The organism is Undibacterium hunanense, from assembly GCF_014284335.1.
Lineage (GTDB): Bacteria > Pseudomonadota > Gammaproteobacteria > Burkholderiales > Burkholderiaceae_D > Undibacterium > Undibacterium hunanense.
This window is the reverse complement of sequence record NZ_JACOGF010000020.1, coordinates 55,873-75,861: the sequence shown is the minus strand read 5'-3', so window position 1 is coordinate 75,861 and position 19,989 is coordinate 55,873. Positions and strand designations below refer to the sequence as shown.

Here is a 19,989-nt window from a genome sequence, read left to right as displayed (position 1 = left end):
TGCCAAATCCAATCCAATTACGGTAATCTTTTCCATGACGCTTCCCTTCTGTTAAGTAGTTTGTCGAAACTCTACTTTGGCACATCACGATGCCGTTTGGGAGGGAGGCGTCCATTTCATTACCCTAGGGAACATTTGCTTGTCGACTTCTGATGCGTGGCTGGTTGTGAATCATCTGATGTAGTAGGCGATTTTCGGCTATTCTTTCATCTGGCTCACATTGTTTGTGTGATCCGCCCTGTCTGCGGACCACACGACAGCACTCTGGATTACTATGAAAATTCCCGCACGTTTACCATCATGGTCTGTTATCACCCCCTTCGCCGCCTGGATTATCCTGGCGGGTTCCCTGTTGATATCCGGCACCTGGTATGCCATCGTGCTGACGGCTGCCCTGTTTGGTGGTGTGCTGACGGCGGTGTATCACGCCGAAGTTGTGGCACATCGCATCGGTGAGCCATTTGGTACCCTGCTGCTGGCCCTGGCGGTGACGCTGATCGAAGTCGCCCTGATTGTGTCCCTGATGCTGGCTGGTGGGGAAGCCACGTCCGGCCTGGCGCGGGATACGGTGTTTGCCGCCATCATGATCATTCTCAATGGTATTATCGGTATCTGCCTGCTGGCTGGTGCCAGCCTGCACAAGGAACAAAGTTTCAGCCTGCGCGGGGCCAGCACCTCACTGGCTACGCTGGCAGCACTGGCAGTGCTTACCCTGGTCTTGCCCAATTTTACGTCTACCGTAACAGGCCCGTATTACAGCCCCAGCCAATTGACCTTTATCGCCATTGTTTCACTGGTACTGTACGGTACCTTTGTACTGGTACAAACCGTGCGCCATCGCGATTATTTTTTACCCTCGGTTGCCACCGCTGATGAAGATGCGCACGCACCCTTGCCATCCAATAAAATGAGCTGGATGAGTGCCGGGTTGCTGATGCTGTGTCTGGGGGCTGTCGTCCTGCTGGCCAAGTCACTGGCACCAACGCTGGAAAATGCCGTGCTGGCCGCAGGCGCGCCGAATGCCCTGGTCGGTATCATCATTGCGATTGTGGTGTTGTTGCCGGAAGGTGTAGCTGCCTTCCGGGCTGCCCGCGCCAATCGCCTGCAGACCAGTATCAACCTGGCCCTGGGTTCTGCACTTGCCAGCATAGGCCTGACTATTCCTGTGGTAGCAGTGATTTCGCTGGCTACCGGCTGGTCGCTGACGCTGGGCATCGATGCCAAATCCAGCGTGCTGCTGTTGCTGTCACTGATTATTACCTCGCTGTCACTGGGTACTGGCCGTACCACTGTCATGCAGGGCACCATCCATTGCGTGATCTTTGCGGTGTATTTGTTTACCACCGTGGTGCCGTAAAAAGATAAAAAATTCCGGGAATGATGGTTTATTACAGGTTTATTGTACGCTGACGAACAGACTGGGTGCGCGCAGGGGGATGTAATAGGGAACCACTTTCCTGTTACAGCCTGGAGCAATCATGACACCTGCCGCGTCCACCACCTTGATGGTGAATCTGAAAGATACCCCGCGCCGTATTGCCGCCAGATTATGCCTGTTGGTGGTGCCTGCAATGCTGTTGACGGTGCAGACATGCAGTGCACAAAGCAGCGCGCCAGAAGCCCGTGGCTTTGGCACACAACCCAATTTGCCTGAACCCGAAAAATCTATTTTGCCGACGATTAACATCGCCCCCGCCATAGGCTGGACAAAGGGTGAAAAACCGCAGGCTGCCAACGGTCTGGCCGTGACGGCATTTGCAGCAGGGCTGGATCATCCGCGCATGTTGCATGTCTTGCCCAACGGTGATGTTTTGGTGGCTGAAAGCAATGCACCAGCAGTACACGATACCAGCAGTGGCGTAAAAGCAGTACGCAACTGGGTGGAAAAGAAAGTCAAAGGCTCTGCCGGTGCCAGCGTGCCCAGCCCCGACCGCATTACCTTGTTACGTGGCCTGGATGAACATGGCGTGGCCACTACCCGCACCGTGTTTTTGCAAGGACTGCATTCACCGTTTGGTATGGCTCTGGTCGGGGATTATTTATACGTCGCCAATACCGACGCTATCATGCGTTACCCCTATAAGAGCGGGCAAACCAGTATCGTGGAGCCGGGCGTGAAATTTGTGGATTTGCCTGCCGGAAAAATCAACCATCACTGGACCAAGGACCTGGTAGCCAGCCGCGATGGCTTACGCCTGTATGTGTCGGTGGGATCCAACAGTAATGTGGCAGAAAACGGTATGGAAAATGAAAAAGACCGTGCCGCCATTCATGAAATTGACATCGCAACAGGCCGTATGCGCCTGTTTGCCAGCGGCTTGCGCAATGCCAACGGACTGGCCTGGCAACCGCAGAGCGGGCAGTTGTGGGCTGCCGTGAATGAAAGAGATGAATTGGGTAACGATCTGGTGCCAGACTATATGACATCGGTACGCGATGGTGGGTTTTATGGCTGGCCCTACAGCTATTTTGGCCAGCATGTGGATGTGCGGGTAAAGCCGCAACGACCTGATCTGGTGGCAACAGCGCTGGCGCCGGACTATGCACTGGGTTCACATACTGCTTCACTGGGGCTAACGTTTTATGACGCCAAAATGCTGCCTGCCAGTTACGCCGGTGGTGCCTTTGTTGGCCAGCATGGCTCATGGAACCGCAAGCCTCATAGTGGCTACAAGGTGATTTTTGTACCCTTTGCCGACGGCAAGCCAGCCGATGCACCGCAAGACATACTCACCGGATTTTTAACCGCAGACGGCAAGGCGAAGGGACGCCCGGTTGGGGTTGCTGTTGACAGCAAGGGCGCCTTGCTGGTGGCAGATGATGTAGGCAATATCATCTGGCGGGTGACGGCGAAGTAAAATATGATGCGCAGTTTTTAAGCAGACTGATGCCTCATTCGCCGTCGGTTTTTGCCGCGTGGGTGAGGGCAGTACCTGACAGGCGGTAGCATAATCTGTCATCGACAAGTATGCCACCCAGGCTTTGGTAGAAACGCAGTCCGGCTTCATTGTCAGCCCTGACATGCCAGTCAACCCGCACGCAATTTTTGCTCAGTGCATAACGCGCCACCCATTTCATCAATGCCTCACCAACGCCGCTGCGACGTTCTGCACGCAGTACATACAGTTCTTTCACAAAAAGCTGTCCCGTCTCACCTGCCGTCGCGTTGACCAGCGAATGAAATATCGTGATTGCGATCAGCCCGACCACCACGCCATCATCGCACGTGGCGACGACGATGCGTATGGATGAATCAGGTCCCGTCAGGTTTGTCATGAAATGCTGTCTGATGACTTGTCTGGACACGGCGTCTTCACCATTGTAGTGAACGCTCATATCGTACAACAGATCGACAGCCGATTCGTATTGTTCTTCCTGGATAAACGCGATTTGCAAATTGACCTCTATAGTGTTTGAGTTACCAAGCGCAGCGCATCATTCGCCTGCGTCATTGTTCAAAATGGTTGAAGTACCGTGTGCGCCAGGTTCCTTTTCATCAGCAGGAAATTTCCCCTGCCCAAGCATTTGGTGCGCGCGGCGCACCCTACAAAATGATCGTGAATGTGGCGCCGGGCGTCCAATATTGGGGCCCCGAGTAGATACTGTCTTACATATCAAGCGAATTCTGGATTAAATGGAGTTTTAGACTTAAGGATAGTGAATGCCAAAGAGAGTAATTTCCGCATGCAGGCAGTAATAGCGAGCATCTTAGGTTTCCCTGCCTGGAGCAGTCGTTGATAGAAATTGCGGATGACAGGGTTAAAACGCATAGCGACCATAGCAGGCATATATAAGCCAGCCCGTAAGCGTGCGGAACCTGTTTTTGAAATTCTCCCCTTGCCTCTGACGGATGATCCTGACTCGTACGGTCGTGGATTCAAGCCGGCAAATGAAATGACAGACTTGGCACATGCATGACGAGAGAAAGGCAGCTCGGCCAGTAATAAAGCACTGGAGACTTTGCCCAGACCAGGAATCGAATTGAGCAAATTGCGCTGTTCCCGTAAATCGGGATCATTATCGATATGCGCTTTAATTGTTTGTTCAATGGCCTTAATCTCTTCTGCCAATGTCAGTAAGACAGCATTGATGGAAGGAGCCACAACTGGCAGTGAGACGTCCAGTCGATTACGTTCTTGCTGCTGTAAATCCTTGAGAGACTCCAGTCGACGCACCAGCGCTTGCAATTGGCGAATATTGGCTGGGAGTGGCGCAAACAAAGGAGGATTCATCACATGGCAAAACCGCGCGATTAGCTTGGCATCGGCTTTATCGGTTTTTACACGACTCAGCGTGCTCTGTGCAAATGCGGCAATTTGCGCTGGATTGACAACAGAGACTTTGCACTTGGCATCAAACAAATAATTGGCCAAAGCTTCATAGTACACGCCGGTTGCTTCCATACAAAAATGTCCGTCTTGTGACGACAAAGACTGACACCAAGCCAGCATATCGGCGAAGCCGGAAGCGGAATTGTTAAACGTCTTATGCTTATATTTATTATTATCAAGCACAGCTACATCAAATTTGAGTTTTGCGATATCAATACCGATGTTCATCATAGAAATAAAAAATAGAAGATGAATGCGATCTGGAAACCTGTCTATTCTAACCTTGTGGATACAGGCTCAGGTGTCATCAAGTGACACTGGCCTAGGATACTGTTCAGATTTAACAGGAAATAAGATACGGGTGCATATCTACGTTTCGGGCTAAAAGCCCCAGGGTGCGCACGGCATCCCGTACCTAGTCCAAATAACTTTTACTCAGCAAATACTTGCTTTGTAATCATTCAATTCTAATCTATTGAATGAAGCTTTATGATACAAGGGTGCGCTGCGCGCACCAATTACCACCCCGTATATCATAGCTGGTTTACACTATGCCAGAAATTGCTACTCTCAGGAATACCCATGCCTGTCAATGATCGATCCGTCTATTCAAGCACTATGACCAGCAATCGTGGCCTGGGCCACAGGCGGATGTTGCTGTCTTTGATGGCCGGGTTTTTCTTGTTGTGGGTGGCCTTGCCATTATTGTTTCCCAATCTGGCATATCTCGTGTATCTGCTGACAGCGCCGCTGCGGTATGTGGGGGTGTTTGTGCACGAGATGGGGCATGGGCTGGCCAGCCTGCTGACCGGGGGATCGTTTTACTGGTTTCAGCTGGATGCAGATGGTGGTGCGGCCATTACTGCCGGTGGTTGGCAAAGCCTGGTCTTACTGGGTGGTTTGCTGGGGCCGGCGCTGTGTGGCAGCGCTTTGCTGATGGTATCAACCCGTGCCACGAAATTGTGGATTCCTTACCTGATCTTGCTGCTGTTTTTTGCCTGTGGTGGCTATTACATGATCAAGCCGGTATGGATGAGCAGTGCCGATTACCCCTTGCTGGCGCAATGGAAGGTGACACATCTGCTGGCAGTGGCATTGCCAGTATTGCTGATGATGGCCTGCCTGCTTTTATTGCGCGCTACAGATGCCTGGCAAAGGCTGGCCTTGCAGGTGCTGGGCATTGTCATGTGTTATTCCGCCTTTAGCGACACCAGTTACATCTTTCAATATGAAGCCCTGCGCAATGGCATGTATTCTGATGTGCGGGTATTTGCATCACTGTTCCTGCCCTTTAGTGTGCAGGCTTTGCCCTGGCTGGCTTTTGTATTTTTTGCGCTGTTGATAGGGTTGCTTAATTTTGCCTTGCTGGGCCTGGGTGTCATGCGGGCTTTGGCTTTGCCGCAGCCGCAATAACACGCCAGTTTTGATTCGCCTTAATCTGGTATCCAGTCAAAATAAGCGATCATCATTTCTTCAAAGGTCTGTTCACCAAAATGCACGGCTGCTTTAGGATTGGGGTTGGATGGGTTGTCGCTGGAATTGTCATACCAGGCGGTGGCAGCGATGCGCATGCCCGGCTGGACATTGATGGCTTCTTTCAACTGATAGGCCGTTTGCCAGTTGAAATCGTATTTGGGAATATTCAGTAACAGGCTGCGCTTGCCAGCCTGGTCCACCAGTTCTATCTTCCAGGCTTTGCCGCGCAGATGCGCATGTGGCATCAGGGCCGTCAGTTTGCCGGGCTTGCGGAACAGGTAGATGGATTCGATTGGGTAATTGGCAGCACCGGGCGGTATTTCAAACTTGGCATTGAAGGCGGATTCACTTTTGACTTCTTTTAATTTGCCTTCGGTATTGCTCACATCGCCAGCAAACTGGAAGGCGATTTTTGCCTGATCGGTTTGTGCCGTACCGTTGGGCTGGTAATGGATCTGGAATTTCAGCCAGGCACCTTTGGGGATTTTCTTGGCGGCACCTTCGGGGAAGGTCGTCAGCGGTGTACCCGGCACCAGCGCGGCAAAAAAACCATCGATACCGCCGGAACGGCGCTTGGCGCCTGGTTCTTCCAGGAACACTAAAATATGGTGTACCACTTTAGGGGCCGACGGGCGTATTTCCATCGCGGTGACCCATTTGTCGCTGTCAAAATTGGTTTTCAGGTAGCTGTACTGATACTCGATCACGCCCTGGGCCGGTACTTGATGTGGCTCTGCAATTTGCAGTACGGCGTCGGGCTTGAGCATGTCCCAGCCTGCCACATAGCTGCGGGGGGCAGGGGCTTCTTTGGCATTGCCTGCCGGACTACCGGTCTTCAACCAGCTGGACAGGTCGGCCAGTTCCTGTTCTGACAGGCTTCTGTCATTGGCCCAGTGACCGACACTGGGGTCAGCACCCCAGGGTGGCATGAGGCGCTTGCTGGTCATGTACTCGATGATGGTTTTGCGGGCTGTAACCTGTGCATAGGTTTGCAGGGGCATGGGGGCCACACCGCCATCACGGTGGCACATTTCGCATTTTTGTGTGATCAGACGGCTGATGCGGTTGTGATAGGTAACTGGCCGGTTCTGTACTGCTTCACCGGCATTGTCAGGCAGCAGGCAACCGCTGGCTTCACTTTGTGTGGTGACGATATCTTTACCTGACTGGTATTCGGCGATGGCTTTGCGCAACCAGGTTTGCCCGGGCGTGTCTTTGTGCACGCCAATGCCGTACTGGTCGTCGATGGCACCACGATATAGCAGGGTGCCTTGCTGGTCGACCAGGAATACTTCCGAGGTGGATGCTGCCCGCAAGGCATTGCTGATGGCGTGACTGCTGTCAAGTACCACGCGCCCTTGCAGCTTGCTGCCGGCCGCGCTTTGTTTTGCTTCTGCGCTTGCGTTTTTACCAGAATACGGGCTGACATCAACATACACAAAATTAAAACCTTGCGACGTGTATTCTTTTTCAAATTCAGCCAGGCGCGGTGCATAGCGTTGCGATACCGGACATTCCGCATCACGCATGACGATGATGGCACCACGTTTGCCAGCCAGTTGCGACAGCACCCCCTCACGCCCATTAACATCCTTGAACTGGACATCGGCAAGACGTTCACCCACGCGGTATCCAAAACTATACCAGGCAGCAGGCGCAGGGCTCACCTCACTGTTGACCGCAGCTACACCAACATCGGTATGGGCCAGTAACTGGCAAAACAGGGCAGATAACAGCAACGTGAATCCAGGCTTCATCTTGTGGCGCACTTTCATGTCAGTAAGGGGAGGCGTCAGGAGATGGTAATTTACTTTAGATTAATACGTTTGTCATGTAGTTGATTTTTATGGGCCGCGCCAGGATGTCTCAGGCAAACTGCGGTAGGTGCGCTGCTTCAAAATCGGCGATGGGCATGGGGCGGCCAAAGTAATAGCCCTGGTAGGCATAGCAGCCCTGGCTGGCGAGGTAGTCGCGTTGTTCGGCGCTTTCAACACCTTCGGCGATGACGGACAAGCCCATGCTTTGGCTAAGGGCGACGATGGTGCGGGCGATGGCGGCATCGTTGGGGTCGCTGAGTACGTCACGCACAAAGGATTGATCGATCTTCAATTGATCCAGCGGCAGGCGTTTCAGATAGGTCAGCGATGAATAACCGGTACCGAAATCATCGAGCGAGAAACACAGGCCTGCGGCTTTGAGCAATTCCATTTTCCGGATGATGTCTTCAACATCGTCCACCAGCAGGCTTTCGGTCAGCTCTAGTTTCAACAGATGCGGATTGGCACCGGTCTGGTGGATGATGGCCAACACCTGCTCGACCACATCTGTCTGGCGGAACTGGCGGGCGCTGACATTGACGGCGATCGTCAGGTGGGCACGCTGCTCTTGTCGCGCCCAGCTCACCAGTTGCTTGCAGGCCGTTTGCAAGACCCAGTAACCGAGCGGCAGTATCAGGCCGGTAGATTCTGCAAGGGGAATGAATTCTGCGGGCGGGATCATGCCGCGTTGTGGATGCTGCCAGCGTGCCAGGGCTTCGACACCGATCAGTTCACCATCATGGTTGACCTGTGCCTGGTAGTACAACTGCAATTGTTCATTGCGCAAGCTCTCGCGCAATTCTTTTTCCATGATGGCGCGTGAGGTGACAACGGCCTGCATGGCCGGGTCAAAAAAGCGCAGGGTATTGCGACCGGCGGTCTTGGCGGCATACATGGCCAGGTCGGCCTGTTTCATCAATTCATCGAAACCGGTGTCATGATCGGTGATCAGGGTGACGCCTATGCTGGGGGTGCTGTGGCATTCATAACCGGACAGGTCATAAGCCTGGTTCAGGGCATCGAGAATTTTTTTGCCGACCATTTCGATCTGGGTGGCGGCTTCGTTAGGAGCCTCGCTCAGGTTTTCCAGCAAGAGTACAAATTCATCGCCACCGATACGTGCCACGGTGTCATCTTCACGCACGCAATGGATCAGGCGTTCTGACACTTGTTGCAAGAGCAGGTCGCCCTTGTGGTGACCCTGGGTATCGTTCAGGGTCTTGAAATTGTCGAGGTCGATATACATCAGCGCACCTTTGCGGCCACTGCGTGCGCAAGATGCCAGGGCCTGTTGCAGCCGGTCAGTCAGCAAGCGGCGGTTGGGCAAGTGGGTCAGCGGGTCGTAAAAGGCGAGGTTTTTGATTTCATCTTCTGCGGCCTTGCGGGTGGTGATGTCGGTCAGGGTGCCAACATAATGCAGCAATTCATGGTTGCTGCCATAGACGGCAGTAATGGTCAGCCACTGTGGGCTGACATGGCCATTTTTGTTGCGGTTCCAGATTTCACCCTGCCAGGTACCTTCGCTGTCCAGACGCTGGCTCAGGTCGACAAAGAATGCATCATCATGCTGGCCGGATTTTAATAAATCCTGGGTCTGGCCGATGGCATCTTCCCTTGTATAGCCGGTGATTTCGGTAAAGGCGCGGTTGACCTGCTGTATGACCCGGTGGGCATTGGTGACGAACATGCCTTCATGCGATTCAAATACGGTGGCGGCCAGATGCAGGCTTTGTTCGGCCTGTTTGCGGGTGGTGATGTCGCGTACAAAGGCGGGAAACAACTCCTGGCCTGGCAGATAGCGTACCGATATTTCCACGTCGATGATGCGGCCATCCTTGCGTCTGTGCCTGGCTTCAAACTGCTGGCTACCTTCCTTGCGCAAGATGTCGATGCGTTCATACACGGTCATGCCACGCATACCGTCCAGCACATCAATATCGGTAATATTGAGGGCGAGCATTTCTTCGCGGGTATAGCCCATCATGCTACAGGCAGTTTCGTTGACGGCCTGCAGATTACCTTCCTTGTTGATGAGCCAGAAGGCATCCATTGCGGTTTGCAGGATCAGTTCATCCAGGTCTGTCATGCGCTTTCGTTCGGTAATATCCACCGCCAGCCCACCCAGCTGAGGGGTGCCGTCAAAACCGGTGAACACAAATTTATTCACCATCCACCAACTGATGGTGCCATCGCTATTGGTGGATGGCCATACGGCTTCGTTTTGTTGCCGGTTTTCAAGCAGGGCCAGGTCACTATCATGATAACCGTCAGCGACACTGGCTGGCCAGAGTTCATGGTCAGTCTTGCCGATGACTTCTTGCATCGATGTATTGAAACGACGCAGGAAATTGTCACTGACAAACTGGTAGCGCCCGTTGAAATCCTTGACCCAGGCGACGAGGGCACTATTACCCAGAAAGGCGCGAAACTGTTCATCGCTATGCTGTTGTGCGATCAGCATGCGATTGAATTCATGCGCTACGGCCAGCAGTTCACTGGGGCCATTAATCTGTGCCCTGGCACCCAGATCCCCCTTGTTGACAGCACGCGCCACATCGGCCAGTGCTGTCATTGGCTTGGTAATACGTCGGGCAAAGCCGAAAGCAACCAGCAACAGCAAGGCGATCATCAATAACACCAGCAGGATGGACTGGATGGCCCTGGCCCTGGATTCGGCAAAGATGGTGTTTGCTGGCACGCCGACAAAGGCCACCATGCCATATTCGGGCAGTGGGGCCACCGAAAAGAAGCGCACCACGCCATCTACGGCCCGGCTTTCAAATTCACCGCTTTTCATTGCTACGATACGTCTTGCTGCTTCTGCATTGGGGCGGGTGCCGACGACCTTGTCCGGGTCCAGATTGCGCCAGACCATGATGCCATCGTCACGAAAGAAGCCGTAGCGGCTGGATTCTGGCAGGAACTCGGCCGGTATAGTGGGATCGTAAAAACCGACATCCAGAGACATCAGGACAACGCCGACGATATGTTGTTGTTCATCCCATATCGGCAGGCTCAGGGTGGTGGACCAGGGGCCGGTTCCGTTGCCATGGCTGCGGCGCGGCGAAGAAATGCTCAAGCCCTTGTTGCGGATGGCACCCTGTATATATTCTGCCCTGACCAGTTCAGGCGTGACGGCATCCTGGGTCATGTTTTTTTCTGGTATCGCACAAAGAATATTGCCCTGCAAATCGGCCAGGGCAACGCGGGCAAAGGCAGGGTTGAGCCTGGCCAGGTCACCTAGCTTCGTCGGACAGTCTGCCAGGGCCAATTTGCGTACAGGTGGCAGGCTGGCGATACCCGCCATGACCTGGTGCGCCTGTTCCAGCTTGCCCTTGGTGTTTTTGAGCATGACGCTGGTCATGGTCTTGAGGGCTGTCTTGGTATTGGCGGTGGATTGCTGGAAATCGTGATAGATGCCAAAGCCGACCGCCGCCACCAGCGGCACAGAGACAGCCAATACCAGCATCAGCAAATAGCTGCGGATAGACCTTGCCGGCACAGGCGGTAAATTGCTTACAGTCTCTTCACGGCGTTCTGTCATTATGCTTTTTCCGTAATCCTGATGGGAAAGCCTTGTGTTCAGATGGTTGGGCGTTGAGCGCTTGATGCGCGTGTATGTGTATTGGTATTTGTATTTTTCTGGCAAGCCAGGCACATGATAATCATGTTACAAAGCAATTTTTCATCATAAGCGGTATATCCATCATTGTCTGCGTCCATTTTGATCGGTTTGCAATCCTTTACAACTGAAAAATGCAGTATTCATGGGGCTGATCATCAGCTAGTTTCTTGGCTTACTGATTGCCCCATTTATGTCTGTAAGGCGAGCAAGTCATGAAGGCGTCTTGTGTATGGCTCAGACTGTAGCTGGCTGCAGGTTTGAATATGAATTTATTTGCAATATAGCTACTCTTTTTGTGCGGCCCCTGGCTGTCACATTTCTTATACAAATATCTTTCTCACAAGCATCGCTATACCCATCATAATAGGCATTGTTGCCAAGTCGTCCACTCATTTGAATGCAGTTCGTTTTCTTCCCAACACATTATGAAATCATTCTACGCAAAGACCTTCGCTTTTACTTTATTAGCCCTGTCCCTGGCTGCCTGTGCGCCCATGTCGCAAAAGCCTGTCGCTGACGCTGCCACCACCAGGGCGGCTGAATACCGTCCCGTCATCCTGGTATCGATAGATGGCTTCAAGCCCGACTACCTGAACCGTGGCGTGACGCCCAGGCTGAATGCACTGGCGGCCAGTGGTGTCCGCGCCGAGACCATGCGTCCGTCGTTTCCATCGATTACCTTTCCCAACCATTACACGCTGGTGACAGGCTTGCGCCCGGATCATCATGGTATTGTTGGCAATACCATGGAAGACAGCAAAATTCCTGGCGTGCGTTTCAGACTGGGTAACAGCAGCGCGGTGCTGGACCGTCGCTGGTGGGATGAGGCCGAGCCTGTCTGGGTGACGGCAGAGAAAAATAATGTTCGTTCTGCCATCATGTTCTGGCCAGGTTCTGAGGCGGCCATCCACGGTGTGCGCCCATCGGAATATCGTCCCTTCGATGGCAAGTTGAGCCCGTCTGACCGTGTCGATACCATGCTGGCCTGGCTGGACAAACCTGCCAGCAGCCGACCCCAGTTCCTGACCCTGTATTTTGACCAGGTTGATCACGCCGGCCATGAATTTGGCCCGGATACGCCAGAAGTCACCGAAGCGGTAGCCAGTGCGGATGTGGCCATCGCCCGCCTGATGGAAGGTTTGCGTACACGGAACCTGGATGCCAATGTCATTATCGTGTCCGATCATGGCATGGCAGCGACCAGCCCCGAACGTACTGTGCAACTCGACAAAATCGTTAATCCTGCTCTCTATACTGTTGTGACTTATGGCAGCTATGCCGGTATCGACCCGAAACCGGGGCAAGAAGAAGCGGTCGCCAAAGATCTGCTGAAAACCCATGAGCATATGCAATGCTGGAAAAAAGAAAATATTCCTGCGCGTTATGAATATGGACAAAACCCGCGCGTCCCACGTTTTGTCTGTCTGCCAGAAGTGAGCTGGCTGGTCATGCCTGACGCTGCTGCCGTTGCAAAAGCGGGTAAGGGTGCGCACGGTTACGATAATCAGAGCAAAGAAATGCAGGCGCTGTTTATTGCCAATGGCCCCGCCTTCAAACAGGGGGCCGTGCTGCCGACTTTCGACAACGTCAGCGTCTATCCATTGATCATGAAGCTGATTCATGTTCCGGCCCTGCCATCTGATGGTAAGCTTGAATCCGTTCAAGGCGCACTCGCACAGTAATTGGTTGACTTCCATGTCACTCCGCCTAAGAACCTGTTCACGATCTTACTGCGCGGGCGTGATCGGGGCTCGTGCGCTGCTCAAAATGCTCATGTACTAGTGTACATTCCGCTTTTTGCGCTGCTCTTCACCCCGCTGACGCCCGCTCGCTACAGATCGTGAACAGGTTCTAAGGAGTGGCGTGGGTATGAGAACTCATTTCAACGGTGCGCAAGCTGCCCAGGCTGTAGGCATACTGACGGGTGAATTCTGCTCCCAGCAAAAAGATCTGGGCAGAATAATAAACCCATAACAGCAGGGCGATGATGGAGCCCGCAGCACCAAAACTGCTGGCGACGCCGCTGTTGCCGATATACACACCGATCAAAAATTTACCGACATAAAACAGGCTTGCCGTGCCGGTTGCACCAACCCACACATCCTCCCAGGATAGCCGCACCTGCGGCAGCATCTTGAAGATGACGGCAAACAGTGAAGCAATCACCGCGAAGCCTATGCCTGACGACAGCGGCAACAATATCAGTGCCACGACCGTGCGACTGCCTTGCCAGTAATGCTCCAGTGCCGCCAGTACAGCGCTGACTATCAATGACACCAGCATCAAAAACGCCAGTACCAGTATCAAGCCGAACGACAGTAGGCGCGTGCGTAAGAAGTGCCACAGGCTATTGGCATTGCTGGGTGGTACTTGCCAGATTTCGTCCAGGCTTTCTTTTAATTCGGCAAACACGCTGGTGGCGCCAATTAACAGCAAAACGCTGGCGATCAGGGTGGCGATACGCCCTTCATAGACATTATGAGCACCTGCCAGCGACACCTGTATTGCTGCTGCCCCGCTTTGGCCTACCAGGCCTTGCAATTGATTGAACAATTGTCCCTGGGCGGCCTGTTCGCCATAAAAAAAACCGGCGATGGCCAGCACCAGGATTAGCACGGGCACCATGGAAAACAGGGTATAAAAGGCCAGCGCAGCGCCTTTGCTGGCAGCACGATGGCGCACCCATTCCAGTACGGCACGTCCTATCATTCCAGCCAGTGCCACCAGCAGGCCAGGGATGGCCCGCTGTTTTGTGAGCCATGACCTCATCAGTTGCTCAATGCCTGCTCATTAATTGATAGAGCAAGGTCAAACGCCTCTGCCGCTGATCAGGCGCAGCAAGACCATGATGATGGCGATCACCAGCAAGACATGGATAAAGCCACCGATGGTGTAAGCCGACACCATACCCAGTAACCACAAAATAATCAGTACTACAGCGATGGTATAAAGCATGATGGTTCTCTCTTGAAGTTGGTCGGGTCAACACGCCCTGGTGTGCCGGTGAAAATATCCGGCTTGCCGTTTTGACGGTAGCTCTATCGTGAAAGAAAAGTTTTTTTTCGTCTGTTAGCTAGCGCACAGAGCGACAGGTTTTCTTCTGCCATTCTTGTGCACATTGAATGCATGAATACAGCATCTTTCCAGGTCTGAAACCAGATCAGTGATGCAGGATAAAAAGAAAAGAATACTTGCGCAAAATCGCTCCGGCATGTTTCGGCGGCGATAAAATACAGAACTCCATACATCTTCTGTATCGTCGCCGGAGCGGTTTTGCGCAAGTATTTTTGGAACACGAATCCAGATTTTTCATCTGATTTATTTCATTGCTTCAATTCGATTCTATTCCATCTCTGCTCAATTCCAAGACAAAGAAAACAGCTGCCAACAGCCTGCGCAGCATTGAAAATGCTGTTCTGCTTTATCCACAAAAAACTCCCCCTCCCTTGGTACGCCAGCGCACAGAACTGCATGTCGTCCAGTGGCAAGCTGAAGGCATATATTTCTTATGATGAGCATCCATGCCTGCCCCTACTGCTGACCATCCCTTACAAGCTGATACAGGCACTTCCCACAAAGTGAAGGCGCGCCAGTCAGCCCGTTTGCCTGCCCGCATTGAGCAGACGACGCCAGGTGTCTTGCAACTGTCCGGCAACTGGACCATATGTCAGTTGGGTAATGTCATGCGTCAACTGGACGCCTTGCTGTTACGCCACCCGGAGGTGGTGCAACTGGATGGTCAGCAAATACAGAAGATAGACAGCGTCGTAGCCTGGGTCATGCACACACGCCTGCAAAAGCTGCGTGACAGCGGTACGCAGATCAAGCTGCAAGGTTGGCCTGAAGCGTATCAGCATATGCTGGATGGACTGGGTGAGATTCCAGCGACGGCAGAGCCGGTAGTTAAAGCCGCAGGCTTGCTGGAAAAAACCGGCAAGGCGACTGTTAATGTCTGGCACGCCAATCTGGCCTGGCTCAGTTTTTTGGGGGAGATTGCGGTTAGCGTGTTGGGCGTGCTGCGGCATCCACGGCGCTGGCGTGGCCGTGCCATTCTGCGCAATATTCAGATTGCCGGATTTGAAGCGCTGCCTATCGTCGGCGTCACCTCGTTTTTACTGGGTATTGTGATTGCCTATCAGGGGGCTGACCAGCTCAAGCACTATGGAGCAAACATCTTTGTGGTGGAACTGGTGGGTTATGCCATGTTGCGCGAATTTGCGCCGCTGATTACGGCCATCATCATCGCCGGACGTTCCGGTTCTGCCTATGCGGCACAAATAGGCACCATGGTGGTGACGGAAGAAATTGATGCCCTGCAAACTGTGGGCATTCCCCCTATTGATTTGCTGGTCATCCCAAAACTGATGGCGCTGATGCTGGCTTTGCCCTTGCTGACCCTGTTTGCCGACTTGCTGGGCATTATGGGCGGCATGCTGATGGCCAGTACGCAACTGGGTGTTGGCCCGCATGAATTCATGGACCGCTTCGCAACTGAAATTCCCCTGAGAACGCTGCTGATCGGCATCGGCAAGTCGGTGGTGTTTGCGATGGTGATTGCCATCATAGGCTGTTATCAGGGCTTTCGTACCAAGGGCAATGCCGATAGTGTAGGTCGGCAGACTACGCGCAGTGTGGTGCAGGCGATCTTTACCGTCATTGTGCTGGATGCCGGTTTTTCCGTCATTTTTAATGTGCTGGGGCTGTGATGGCAGCCACCACAGTCACTGCGGCCACTGTAGCCACTACGCCTGCGCCGGATGGCGATGATTATGTGATTCAAATGCGCCAGGTTTGTACCCGTTTTGGTGACAAGATCGTGCATGATGGCCTGGATCTGGATATACGCCGTGGCGAAATTCTTGCCATCGTGGGCGGTAGTGGCTCTGGTAAATCCACATTGTTGCGCGAGATGATTTTGCTGCATACGCCCGACTCTGGTTCGGTCACAGTTCTGGGGTCTGAACTGGCTGGCATCAGCGACGCAGATGCGGCTGCATTGCGCCAGCGTTGCGGCGTGATGTTCCAGAAAGGCGGTTTGTTTGGCACTTTGACCGTTAGTGAAAACATAGGTTTGCCGCTGCGCGAGCATAGCGATCTGGATGAAGCCAGCATCAATGAGATCGCGGCCTGGAAATTATCTTTAAGCGGTCTCAAGCCAGAAGCAGCCAGCCTGTATCCGGCCGAGCTGAGCGGCGGCATGTTAAAGCGTGCTGCACTGGCCAGGGCGCTGGCGCTGGACCCGGAATTATTGTTCCTCGATGAACCCACAGCTGGTCTGGACCCAGCCGGGGCCGGTGGTATTGATGCACTGGTGCGGCATTTGCACGCACTGTATCAACCCACCATCGTCATGATTACCCATGATCTGGATTTGCTGTGGCAGGTAACCCACAGGGTAGCGGTGCTGGGCGAAGGTAAAGTGCTGGCGGTTGCTTCCATGGAGGAATTGTCACACATGCAGCACCCGGTCATCCGTGATTATTTTGATGGCGCGCGGGGCAGGGCGGCACAGGAACAGGCACAAACCCAAACAAAAACAAGTACAGAAACACAAACGGCCGGACAACAAGAACAAATGACAAACAAGGACAGTCCATGGAAACCAAAGTAAATTACGCTGCAGTCGGTGCCTTTGTGCTGGCGCTGGGGGCCTTGCTGGTGGCTGCCGTATTGTGGCTGTCAGTTGGTCTGGGCAAGCGCACGCAGACGATCCTGTATCAATCGGTGGTGAGTGAATCGGTGGCAGGGTTGAACCTGGATGCGCCAGTCAAATACCAGGGCGTGAATGTGGGCAAGGTGCATGCAATCAGTCTGGATCCAGCTAATCCGCAGCAGGTGCAACTGCTATTTGCCATCGCCGCAGGCACACCCATCAAGACCGATACCCAGGCCGTATTGAAAACTCAGGGGTTGACCGGCATCGCCTATGTAGAGCTGAGTGGCGGCTCACCCGCTGCGCCGGCGTTGCAGGCCTTGCCTGGGCAGGATTATCCACAGATACGCACCAAGCCTTCGCTAAGCGCCCGCCTGGAAAATGTTTTGAGCGCCGTACTGGCCAACCTGGACCGTACGGCAGCCAACGTGAATGCTATACTGAATGAAGACAACCGTGCGGCATTCAGCAAGATTTTGCAAGACACCTCTGCCGTGATGGATGCACTGGCGTCGCAAAAGGCGACCATGCGTGTTGCGATTTCAAATGCTGCCATCACCACCAATAATACGGCCCAGGCCAGCGCCAAACTGGATGCCCTGTTCCAGCGTATAGGCAAAAGCGCAGATGCCGTCGCTGCCATGGCGGACAAGGCTGGCCAGGCCAGTGACAGCGCCAGGACCGCAGTAGATCAACTGGGTGGAGGCGTGCGCCAGATCAGCACCGATACGCTGCCAGAGATACAAAGGCTGATGGCAGAACTGGCGACCTTGTCCGCATCCCTGACCCGTCTGATTGAACAGACTGAACACAACCCCAGCAGCCTGATCAGAGGACGGCAGCCAGCACCACCAGGGCCAGGGGAATCAAAAGGAGCAACACCATGAAACCTGTCCATTCAGCCAAACCAGCCAAACTGCTCCCCCTGCTGGCAGTATTGATCGCCGGTTGTTCTGCCCTGCAACCGGCGAATGTACCGGTGGCAGCAGTGTACCGCCTCGATACGGTTGCCAGCATCCCGGCACCTGATAAGGCAATTGGCAATCCACCAGCCAGTATCCTGATAGGCAATATCCGCGCTGCTGCCGGTTTTGACAGCACCCGCATGTTGTTCATGCGTCAGCCACACCAGGTGGAAGAATTTCAACAAAGCCAGTGGCAAAAACCACCGGCAGCCATGCTCATGCCCCTGGTCACCAGTGCGCTTGAATCCAGCGGCTTGTTCAAGGTCGTATTACAGGCACCCAGTGCCTTGCAGACCACCTACCGGCTGGATCTGGAAATACGCAACCTGCAACAAGACTTTACCAGCACCCCCAGTCGCGTCCACTTCGTCCTGCGCGCACATCTGTCGGACAATCAAAACCAGCAAATCACTGCCTGGCGTGAATTCGACGTCAACATCGCTACGCCCACTGAAGATGCCTACGGCGGTGTTCTGGCCAGCAACCAGGCTGTTACCCAGGCCCTGCAGCAACTGACAGCATTTTGTGCTGAACAGTTGGGAACAACGAAGGGACAGCGTTAGCAGTTTTTGCATCAGGCAAGAAAAAAGCAGCTCTGAATTTCAGGCTGCTTTTTTTGTGCTGCTTACATGCTTACACACTTACTGATTCATGATTTGCGACAGCACAGCAAACCCACCAGCAAGCCTGCCGTGGCTGCCACACCGATGCTGCTCCATGGGTTTTCCTTGACATAGGCATCGGTCGAATTGGCCATTTCTTTGCCCGTTGCCAGTGCCGACGCCTGTGCATCCTGCGCAGCGACCATGGCCGTATCCAGCAATTTCATCCCCCGCGCACGCGCCTCTTCGGCCTTCTCGCCACTCAATGTAGCCGCCGCACTAAACAGCGCCTGCGCATCTTTGAGCAATACTTTGATATCTTTGTTGACAGCTTTGATGTTGGATTCAAGCATGATGATCTTCCTTCTGGTTGGTTAGGGAACTAACAAATTTTGGTTGGTGTTGATGCCGTTATTTTTTTTGTGTTGCTTTTGATTTTGATCTTTGTTTTGCCGTTGTTTTTGACGTTGCTTTTGACCTTAATCCGCTTGGGACGATGTAATTTTTGCGTCACAGAAAATGGAAAAAGAAGGTCCGATGTTTGAGCGTAGCGAGTTGCGGACCTTCCCATTTTTTGTGACGCAAAAATTATGCTGAAGCGTAGCGTAAGCACCCGAAGGGCAAGTCTGCGGTCGCCTTTCTTTGATTCCTTTCTTTGGCGAAGCAAAGAAAGGAATTCGGCCGCCGGGCCGAGTCCCGGCCTGTATCCACGAAGGGCAATCGCTCCAATCAAAGTACGGCAATGCAACAAACGCCGCTGGGCTCCAGCCTTCGCTGGAGCGACGACGCTATGATTGCCGTTGAACGACTGAAACTCAGCACAAGCATTACATCGTGCGGCTCGCAAGCTACCCAGCCAGTCGCAGCACCCAAACATCACGCCCAAATGTCACGCCTAAACATTACGCCAGCAAATCCCGCATATCATCCGCATGTTCTTCTTCCTTCGCCATAATCCCCACCAGCATATGCCGTGTGGTCGGATCACTTTCACCTATCTTTTCCAGCATCTGGCGATACGATTCGATGGCAACTCTTTCGGCGATCAGATTGGCCGTCAGCATGCCCTTGATATCATCGGCATCGTCATATTCGGCATGGCTGCGTTCCGTCAATGTGGCCGGGTTGAAGTCAGGCTTGCCATTCAATTGCACGATACGTTCTGCCAGCAGATCGGCGTGGGCCTGTTCTTCCGCCGCATGCGCTAAAAATTCAGCCTTGATGGGGCCGTTTTGCAGGCCGTTTACTGTGTAATAGTGACGCTTGTAACGCAGTATGCAGACCAGTTCGGTCGCCAATGCGCCATTGAGCATGGCGATGACTTCTTCGCGGTTACCCTGGTAACCAGCGGTGACGGCACCATCATCCAGATTTTTTGCTGCCTGGCGAATCGCGGCTGTATCCAGGCCGTTGCGCTGGGTCTTGTTGACTTCATGCATGATGTTCTTTCTGAGATCAGTTAAAAATATCCTGGTCTATGCCCCGGGTTTGTGCCCTGGACTTATGCCCTATTGAGAGGA

General features: G+C 53.4%; 17 protein-coding genes. 8 read left to right on the top strand and 9 right to left on the bottom strand.

Translation table 11 applies throughout. From position 1 onward, the window contains the following. Nucleotides 1–274 precede the first annotated feature (274 nt). Complete coding sequence (locus tag H8L32_RS25690) at nucleotides 275–1,357, top strand: calcium:proton antiporter (protein WP_186950711.1); 1,083 nt, start codon at nucleotides 275–277, stop codon at nucleotides 1,355–1,357. A 214-nt stretch (nucleotides 1,358–1,571) separates the two neighbouring features. Further along, entirely contained in the window at nucleotides 1,572–2,858 is a 1,287-nt protein-coding gene (locus H8L32_RS25685) for a PQQ-dependent sugar dehydrogenase (protein WP_186950718.1), read from the top strand. 34 nt (nucleotides 2,859–2,892) lie between these two features. Here H8L32_RS25685 and H8L32_RS25680 read toward each other — a convergent pair whose 3' ends face one another. Both H8L32_RS25680 and H8L32_RS25675 read right to left on the bottom strand, forming a co-directional pair. Then, the gene (locus tag H8L32_RS25680; RefSeq protein ID WP_186950710.1) at nucleotides 2,893–3,396 is read right to left on the bottom strand and encodes a GNAT family N-acetyltransferase; all 504 of its coding nucleotides are present in this window, start codon (nucleotides 3,394–3,396) and stop codon (nucleotides 2,893–2,895) included. Between the two features lie 218 nt (nucleotides 3,397–3,614). After that, nucleotides 3,615–4,559 (bottom strand): IS110 family RNA-guided transposase, encoded by a 945-nt coding sequence (locus tag H8L32_RS25675; RefSeq protein WP_222619495.1) that lies wholly within the window; start codon nucleotides 4,557–4,559, stop codon nucleotides 3,615–3,617. 390 nt (nucleotides 4,560–4,949) lie between these two features. Between H8L32_RS25675 and H8L32_RS25670 the strand changes: the two genes are divergently transcribed. After that, entirely contained in the window at nucleotides 4,950–5,744 is a 795-nt protein-coding gene (locus H8L32_RS25670; RefSeq protein ID WP_186950709.1) for a M50 family metallopeptidase, read from the top strand. A gap of 20 nt (nucleotides 5,745–5,764) precedes the next feature. Here the strand turns inward: H8L32_RS25670 and H8L32_RS25665 are convergent, their stop codons facing one another. Both H8L32_RS25665 and H8L32_RS25660 read right to left on the bottom strand, forming a co-directional pair. Beyond that, nucleotides 5,765–7,564, bottom strand: a complete 1,800-nt coding sequence (locus H8L32_RS25665; RefSeq protein WP_186950708.1) for a redoxin domain-containing protein — start codon at nucleotides 7,562–7,564, stop codon at nucleotides 5,765–5,767. Between the two features lie 109 nt (nucleotides 7,565–7,673). After that, on the bottom strand, nucleotides 7,674–11,168 hold the full coding sequence (locus H8L32_RS25660) for an EAL domain-containing protein (RefSeq protein ID WP_186950707.1): 3,495 nt from the start codon (nucleotides 11,166–11,168) through the stop codon (nucleotides 7,674–7,676). A 506-nt stretch (nucleotides 11,169–11,674) separates the two neighbouring features. Between H8L32_RS25660 and H8L32_RS25655 the strand changes: the two genes are divergently transcribed. Continuing rightward, complete coding sequence (locus H8L32_RS25655; protein ID WP_186950706.1) at nucleotides 11,675–12,931, top strand: alkaline phosphatase family protein; 1,257 nt, start codon at nucleotides 11,675–11,677, stop codon at nucleotides 12,929–12,931. Between the two features lie 169 nt (nucleotides 12,932–13,100). Here the strand turns inward: H8L32_RS25655 and H8L32_RS25650 are convergent, their stop codons facing one another. Both H8L32_RS25650 and H8L32_RS25645 read right to left on the bottom strand, forming a co-directional pair. Then, entirely contained in the window at nucleotides 13,101–13,958 is an 858-nt protein-coding gene (locus tag H8L32_RS25650) for a YihY/virulence factor BrkB family protein (protein ID WP_186950716.1), read from the bottom strand. A 99-nt stretch (nucleotides 13,959–14,057) separates the two neighbouring features. Beyond that, the gene (locus tag H8L32_RS25645) at nucleotides 14,058–14,204 is read right to left on the bottom strand and encodes a lmo0937 family membrane protein (protein ID WP_186950705.1); all 147 of its coding nucleotides are present in this window, start codon (nucleotides 14,202–14,204) and stop codon (nucleotides 14,058–14,060) included. A 566-nt stretch (nucleotides 14,205–14,770) separates the two neighbouring features. On the opposite strand from H8L32_RS25645, the gene H8L32_RS25640 reads away from it, so the two are divergent. The 4 genes from H8L32_RS25640 to H8L32_RS25625 are packed head-to-tail and all read left to right on the top strand — an operon-like array spanning nucleotide 14,771 to nucleotide 18,430. Beyond that, the gene (locus tag H8L32_RS25640; protein ID WP_186950704.1) at nucleotides 14,771–15,955 is read left to right on the top strand and encodes an MlaE family ABC transporter permease; all 1,185 of its coding nucleotides are present in this window, start codon (nucleotides 14,771–14,773) and stop codon (nucleotides 15,953–15,955) included. Beyond that, on the top strand, nucleotides 15,955–16,860 hold the full coding sequence (locus H8L32_RS25635; RefSeq protein WP_186950703.1) for an ABC transporter ATP-binding protein: 906 nt from the start codon (nucleotides 15,955–15,957) through the stop codon (nucleotides 16,858–16,860). The genes H8L32_RS25640 and H8L32_RS25635 overlap by 1 nt, the downstream gene beginning before the upstream one ends. Then, nucleotides 16,845–17,789 (top strand): MlaD family protein, encoded by a 945-nt coding sequence (locus H8L32_RS25630; protein WP_186950702.1) that lies wholly within the window; start codon nucleotides 16,845–16,847, stop codon nucleotides 17,787–17,789. Before H8L32_RS25635 ends, H8L32_RS25630 begins: the two co-directional genes overlap by 16 nt. Next, nucleotides 17,786–18,430, top strand: a complete 645-nt coding sequence (locus H8L32_RS25625; RefSeq protein ID WP_186950701.1) for an ABC-type transport auxiliary lipoprotein family protein — start codon at nucleotides 17,786–17,788, stop codon at nucleotides 18,428–18,430. The genes H8L32_RS25630 and H8L32_RS25625 overlap by 4 nt, the downstream gene beginning before the upstream one ends. Before the next feature lie 86 nt (nucleotides 18,431–18,516). Here H8L32_RS25625 and H8L32_RS25620 read toward each other — a convergent pair whose 3' ends face one another. From H8L32_RS25620 to H8L32_RS25610, 3 genes are read right to left on the bottom strand one after another with little or no spacing between them, the layout of a single operon-like run. After that, the gene (locus H8L32_RS25620; RefSeq protein WP_186950700.1) at nucleotides 18,517–18,822 is read right to left on the bottom strand and encodes a DUF883 family protein; all 306 of its coding nucleotides are present in this window, start codon (nucleotides 18,820–18,822) and stop codon (nucleotides 18,517–18,519) included. A 29-nt stretch (nucleotides 18,823–18,851) separates the two neighbouring features. Then, a complete protein-coding gene (locus H8L32_RS25615) occupies nucleotides 18,852–19,355 on the bottom strand; it encodes a hypothetical protein (RefSeq protein ID WP_186950699.1) in 504 nt (167 codons plus the stop codon). A gap of 16 nt (nucleotides 19,356–19,371) precedes the next feature. After that, nucleotides 19,372–19,908 carry a ferritin-like domain-containing protein gene (locus H8L32_RS25610; protein ID WP_186950698.1) on the bottom strand — a complete coding sequence of 179 codons (537 nt, stop codon included), beginning with the start codon at nucleotides 19,906–19,908 and terminating at the stop codon, nucleotides 19,372–19,374. Between the last annotated feature and the right edge of the window lie 81 nt (nucleotides 19,909–19,989).

What these genes read in the sequence shown, in the direction of transcription:
- H8L32_RS25640 (WP_186950704.1), top strand. Translation starts at nt 14,771, where the DNA reads ATGCCTGCCCCTACTGCTGACCATCCCTTACAAGCTGATACAGGCACT.
- H8L32_RS25660 (WP_186950707.1), bottom strand. Translation starts at nt 11,168, where the DNA reads ATGACAGAACGCCGTGAAGAGACTGTAAGCAATTTACCGCCTGTGCCG.
- H8L32_RS25690 (WP_186950711.1), top strand. Translation starts at nt 275, where the DNA reads ATGAAAATTCCCGCACGTTTACCATCATGGTCTGTTATCACCCCCTTC.
- H8L32_RS25630 (WP_186950702.1), top strand. Translation starts at nt 16,845, where the DNA reads ATGGAAACCAAAGTAAATTACGCTGCAGTCGGTGCCTTTGTGCTGGCG.
- H8L32_RS25650 (WP_186950716.1), bottom strand. Translation starts at nt 13,958, where the DNA reads ATGATAGGACGTGCCGTACTGGAATGGGTGCGCCATCGTGCTGCCAGC.
- H8L32_RS25655 (WP_186950706.1), top strand. Translation starts at nt 11,675, where the DNA reads ATGAAATCATTCTACGCAAAGACCTTCGCTTTTACTTTATTAGCCCTG.
- H8L32_RS25665 (WP_186950708.1), bottom strand. Translation starts at nt 7,564, where the DNA reads ATGAAGCCTGGATTCACGTTGCTGTTATCTGCCCTGTTTTGCCAGTTA.
- H8L32_RS25670 (WP_186950709.1), top strand. Translation starts at nt 4,950, where the DNA reads ATGACCAGCAATCGTGGCCTGGGCCACAGGCGGATGTTGCTGTCTTTG.
- H8L32_RS25645 (WP_186950705.1), bottom strand. Translation starts at nt 14,204, where the DNA reads ATGCTTTATACCATCGCTGTAGTACTGATTATTTTGTGGTTACTGGGT.
- H8L32_RS25685 (WP_186950718.1), top strand. Translation starts at nt 1,572, where the DNA reads ATGCTGTTGACGGTGCAGACATGCAGTGCACAAAGCAGCGCGCCAGAA.
- H8L32_RS25620 (WP_186950700.1), bottom strand. Translation starts at nt 18,822, where the DNA reads ATGCTTGAATCCAACATCAAAGCTGTCAACAAAGATATCAAAGTATTG.
- H8L32_RS25675 (WP_222619495.1), bottom strand. Translation starts at nt 4,559, where the DNA reads ATGAACATCGGTATTGATATCGCAAAACTCAAATTTGATGTAGCTGTG.
- H8L32_RS25610 (WP_186950698.1), bottom strand. Translation starts at nt 19,908, where the DNA reads ATGCATGAAGTCAACAAGACCCAGCGCAACGGCCTGGATACAGCCGCG.
- H8L32_RS25635 (WP_186950703.1), top strand. Translation starts at nt 15,955, where the DNA reads ATGGCAGCCACCACAGTCACTGCGGCCACTGTAGCCACTACGCCTGCG.
- H8L32_RS25625 (WP_186950701.1), top strand. Translation starts at nt 17,786, where the DNA reads ATGAAACCTGTCCATTCAGCCAAACCAGCCAAACTGCTCCCCCTGCTG.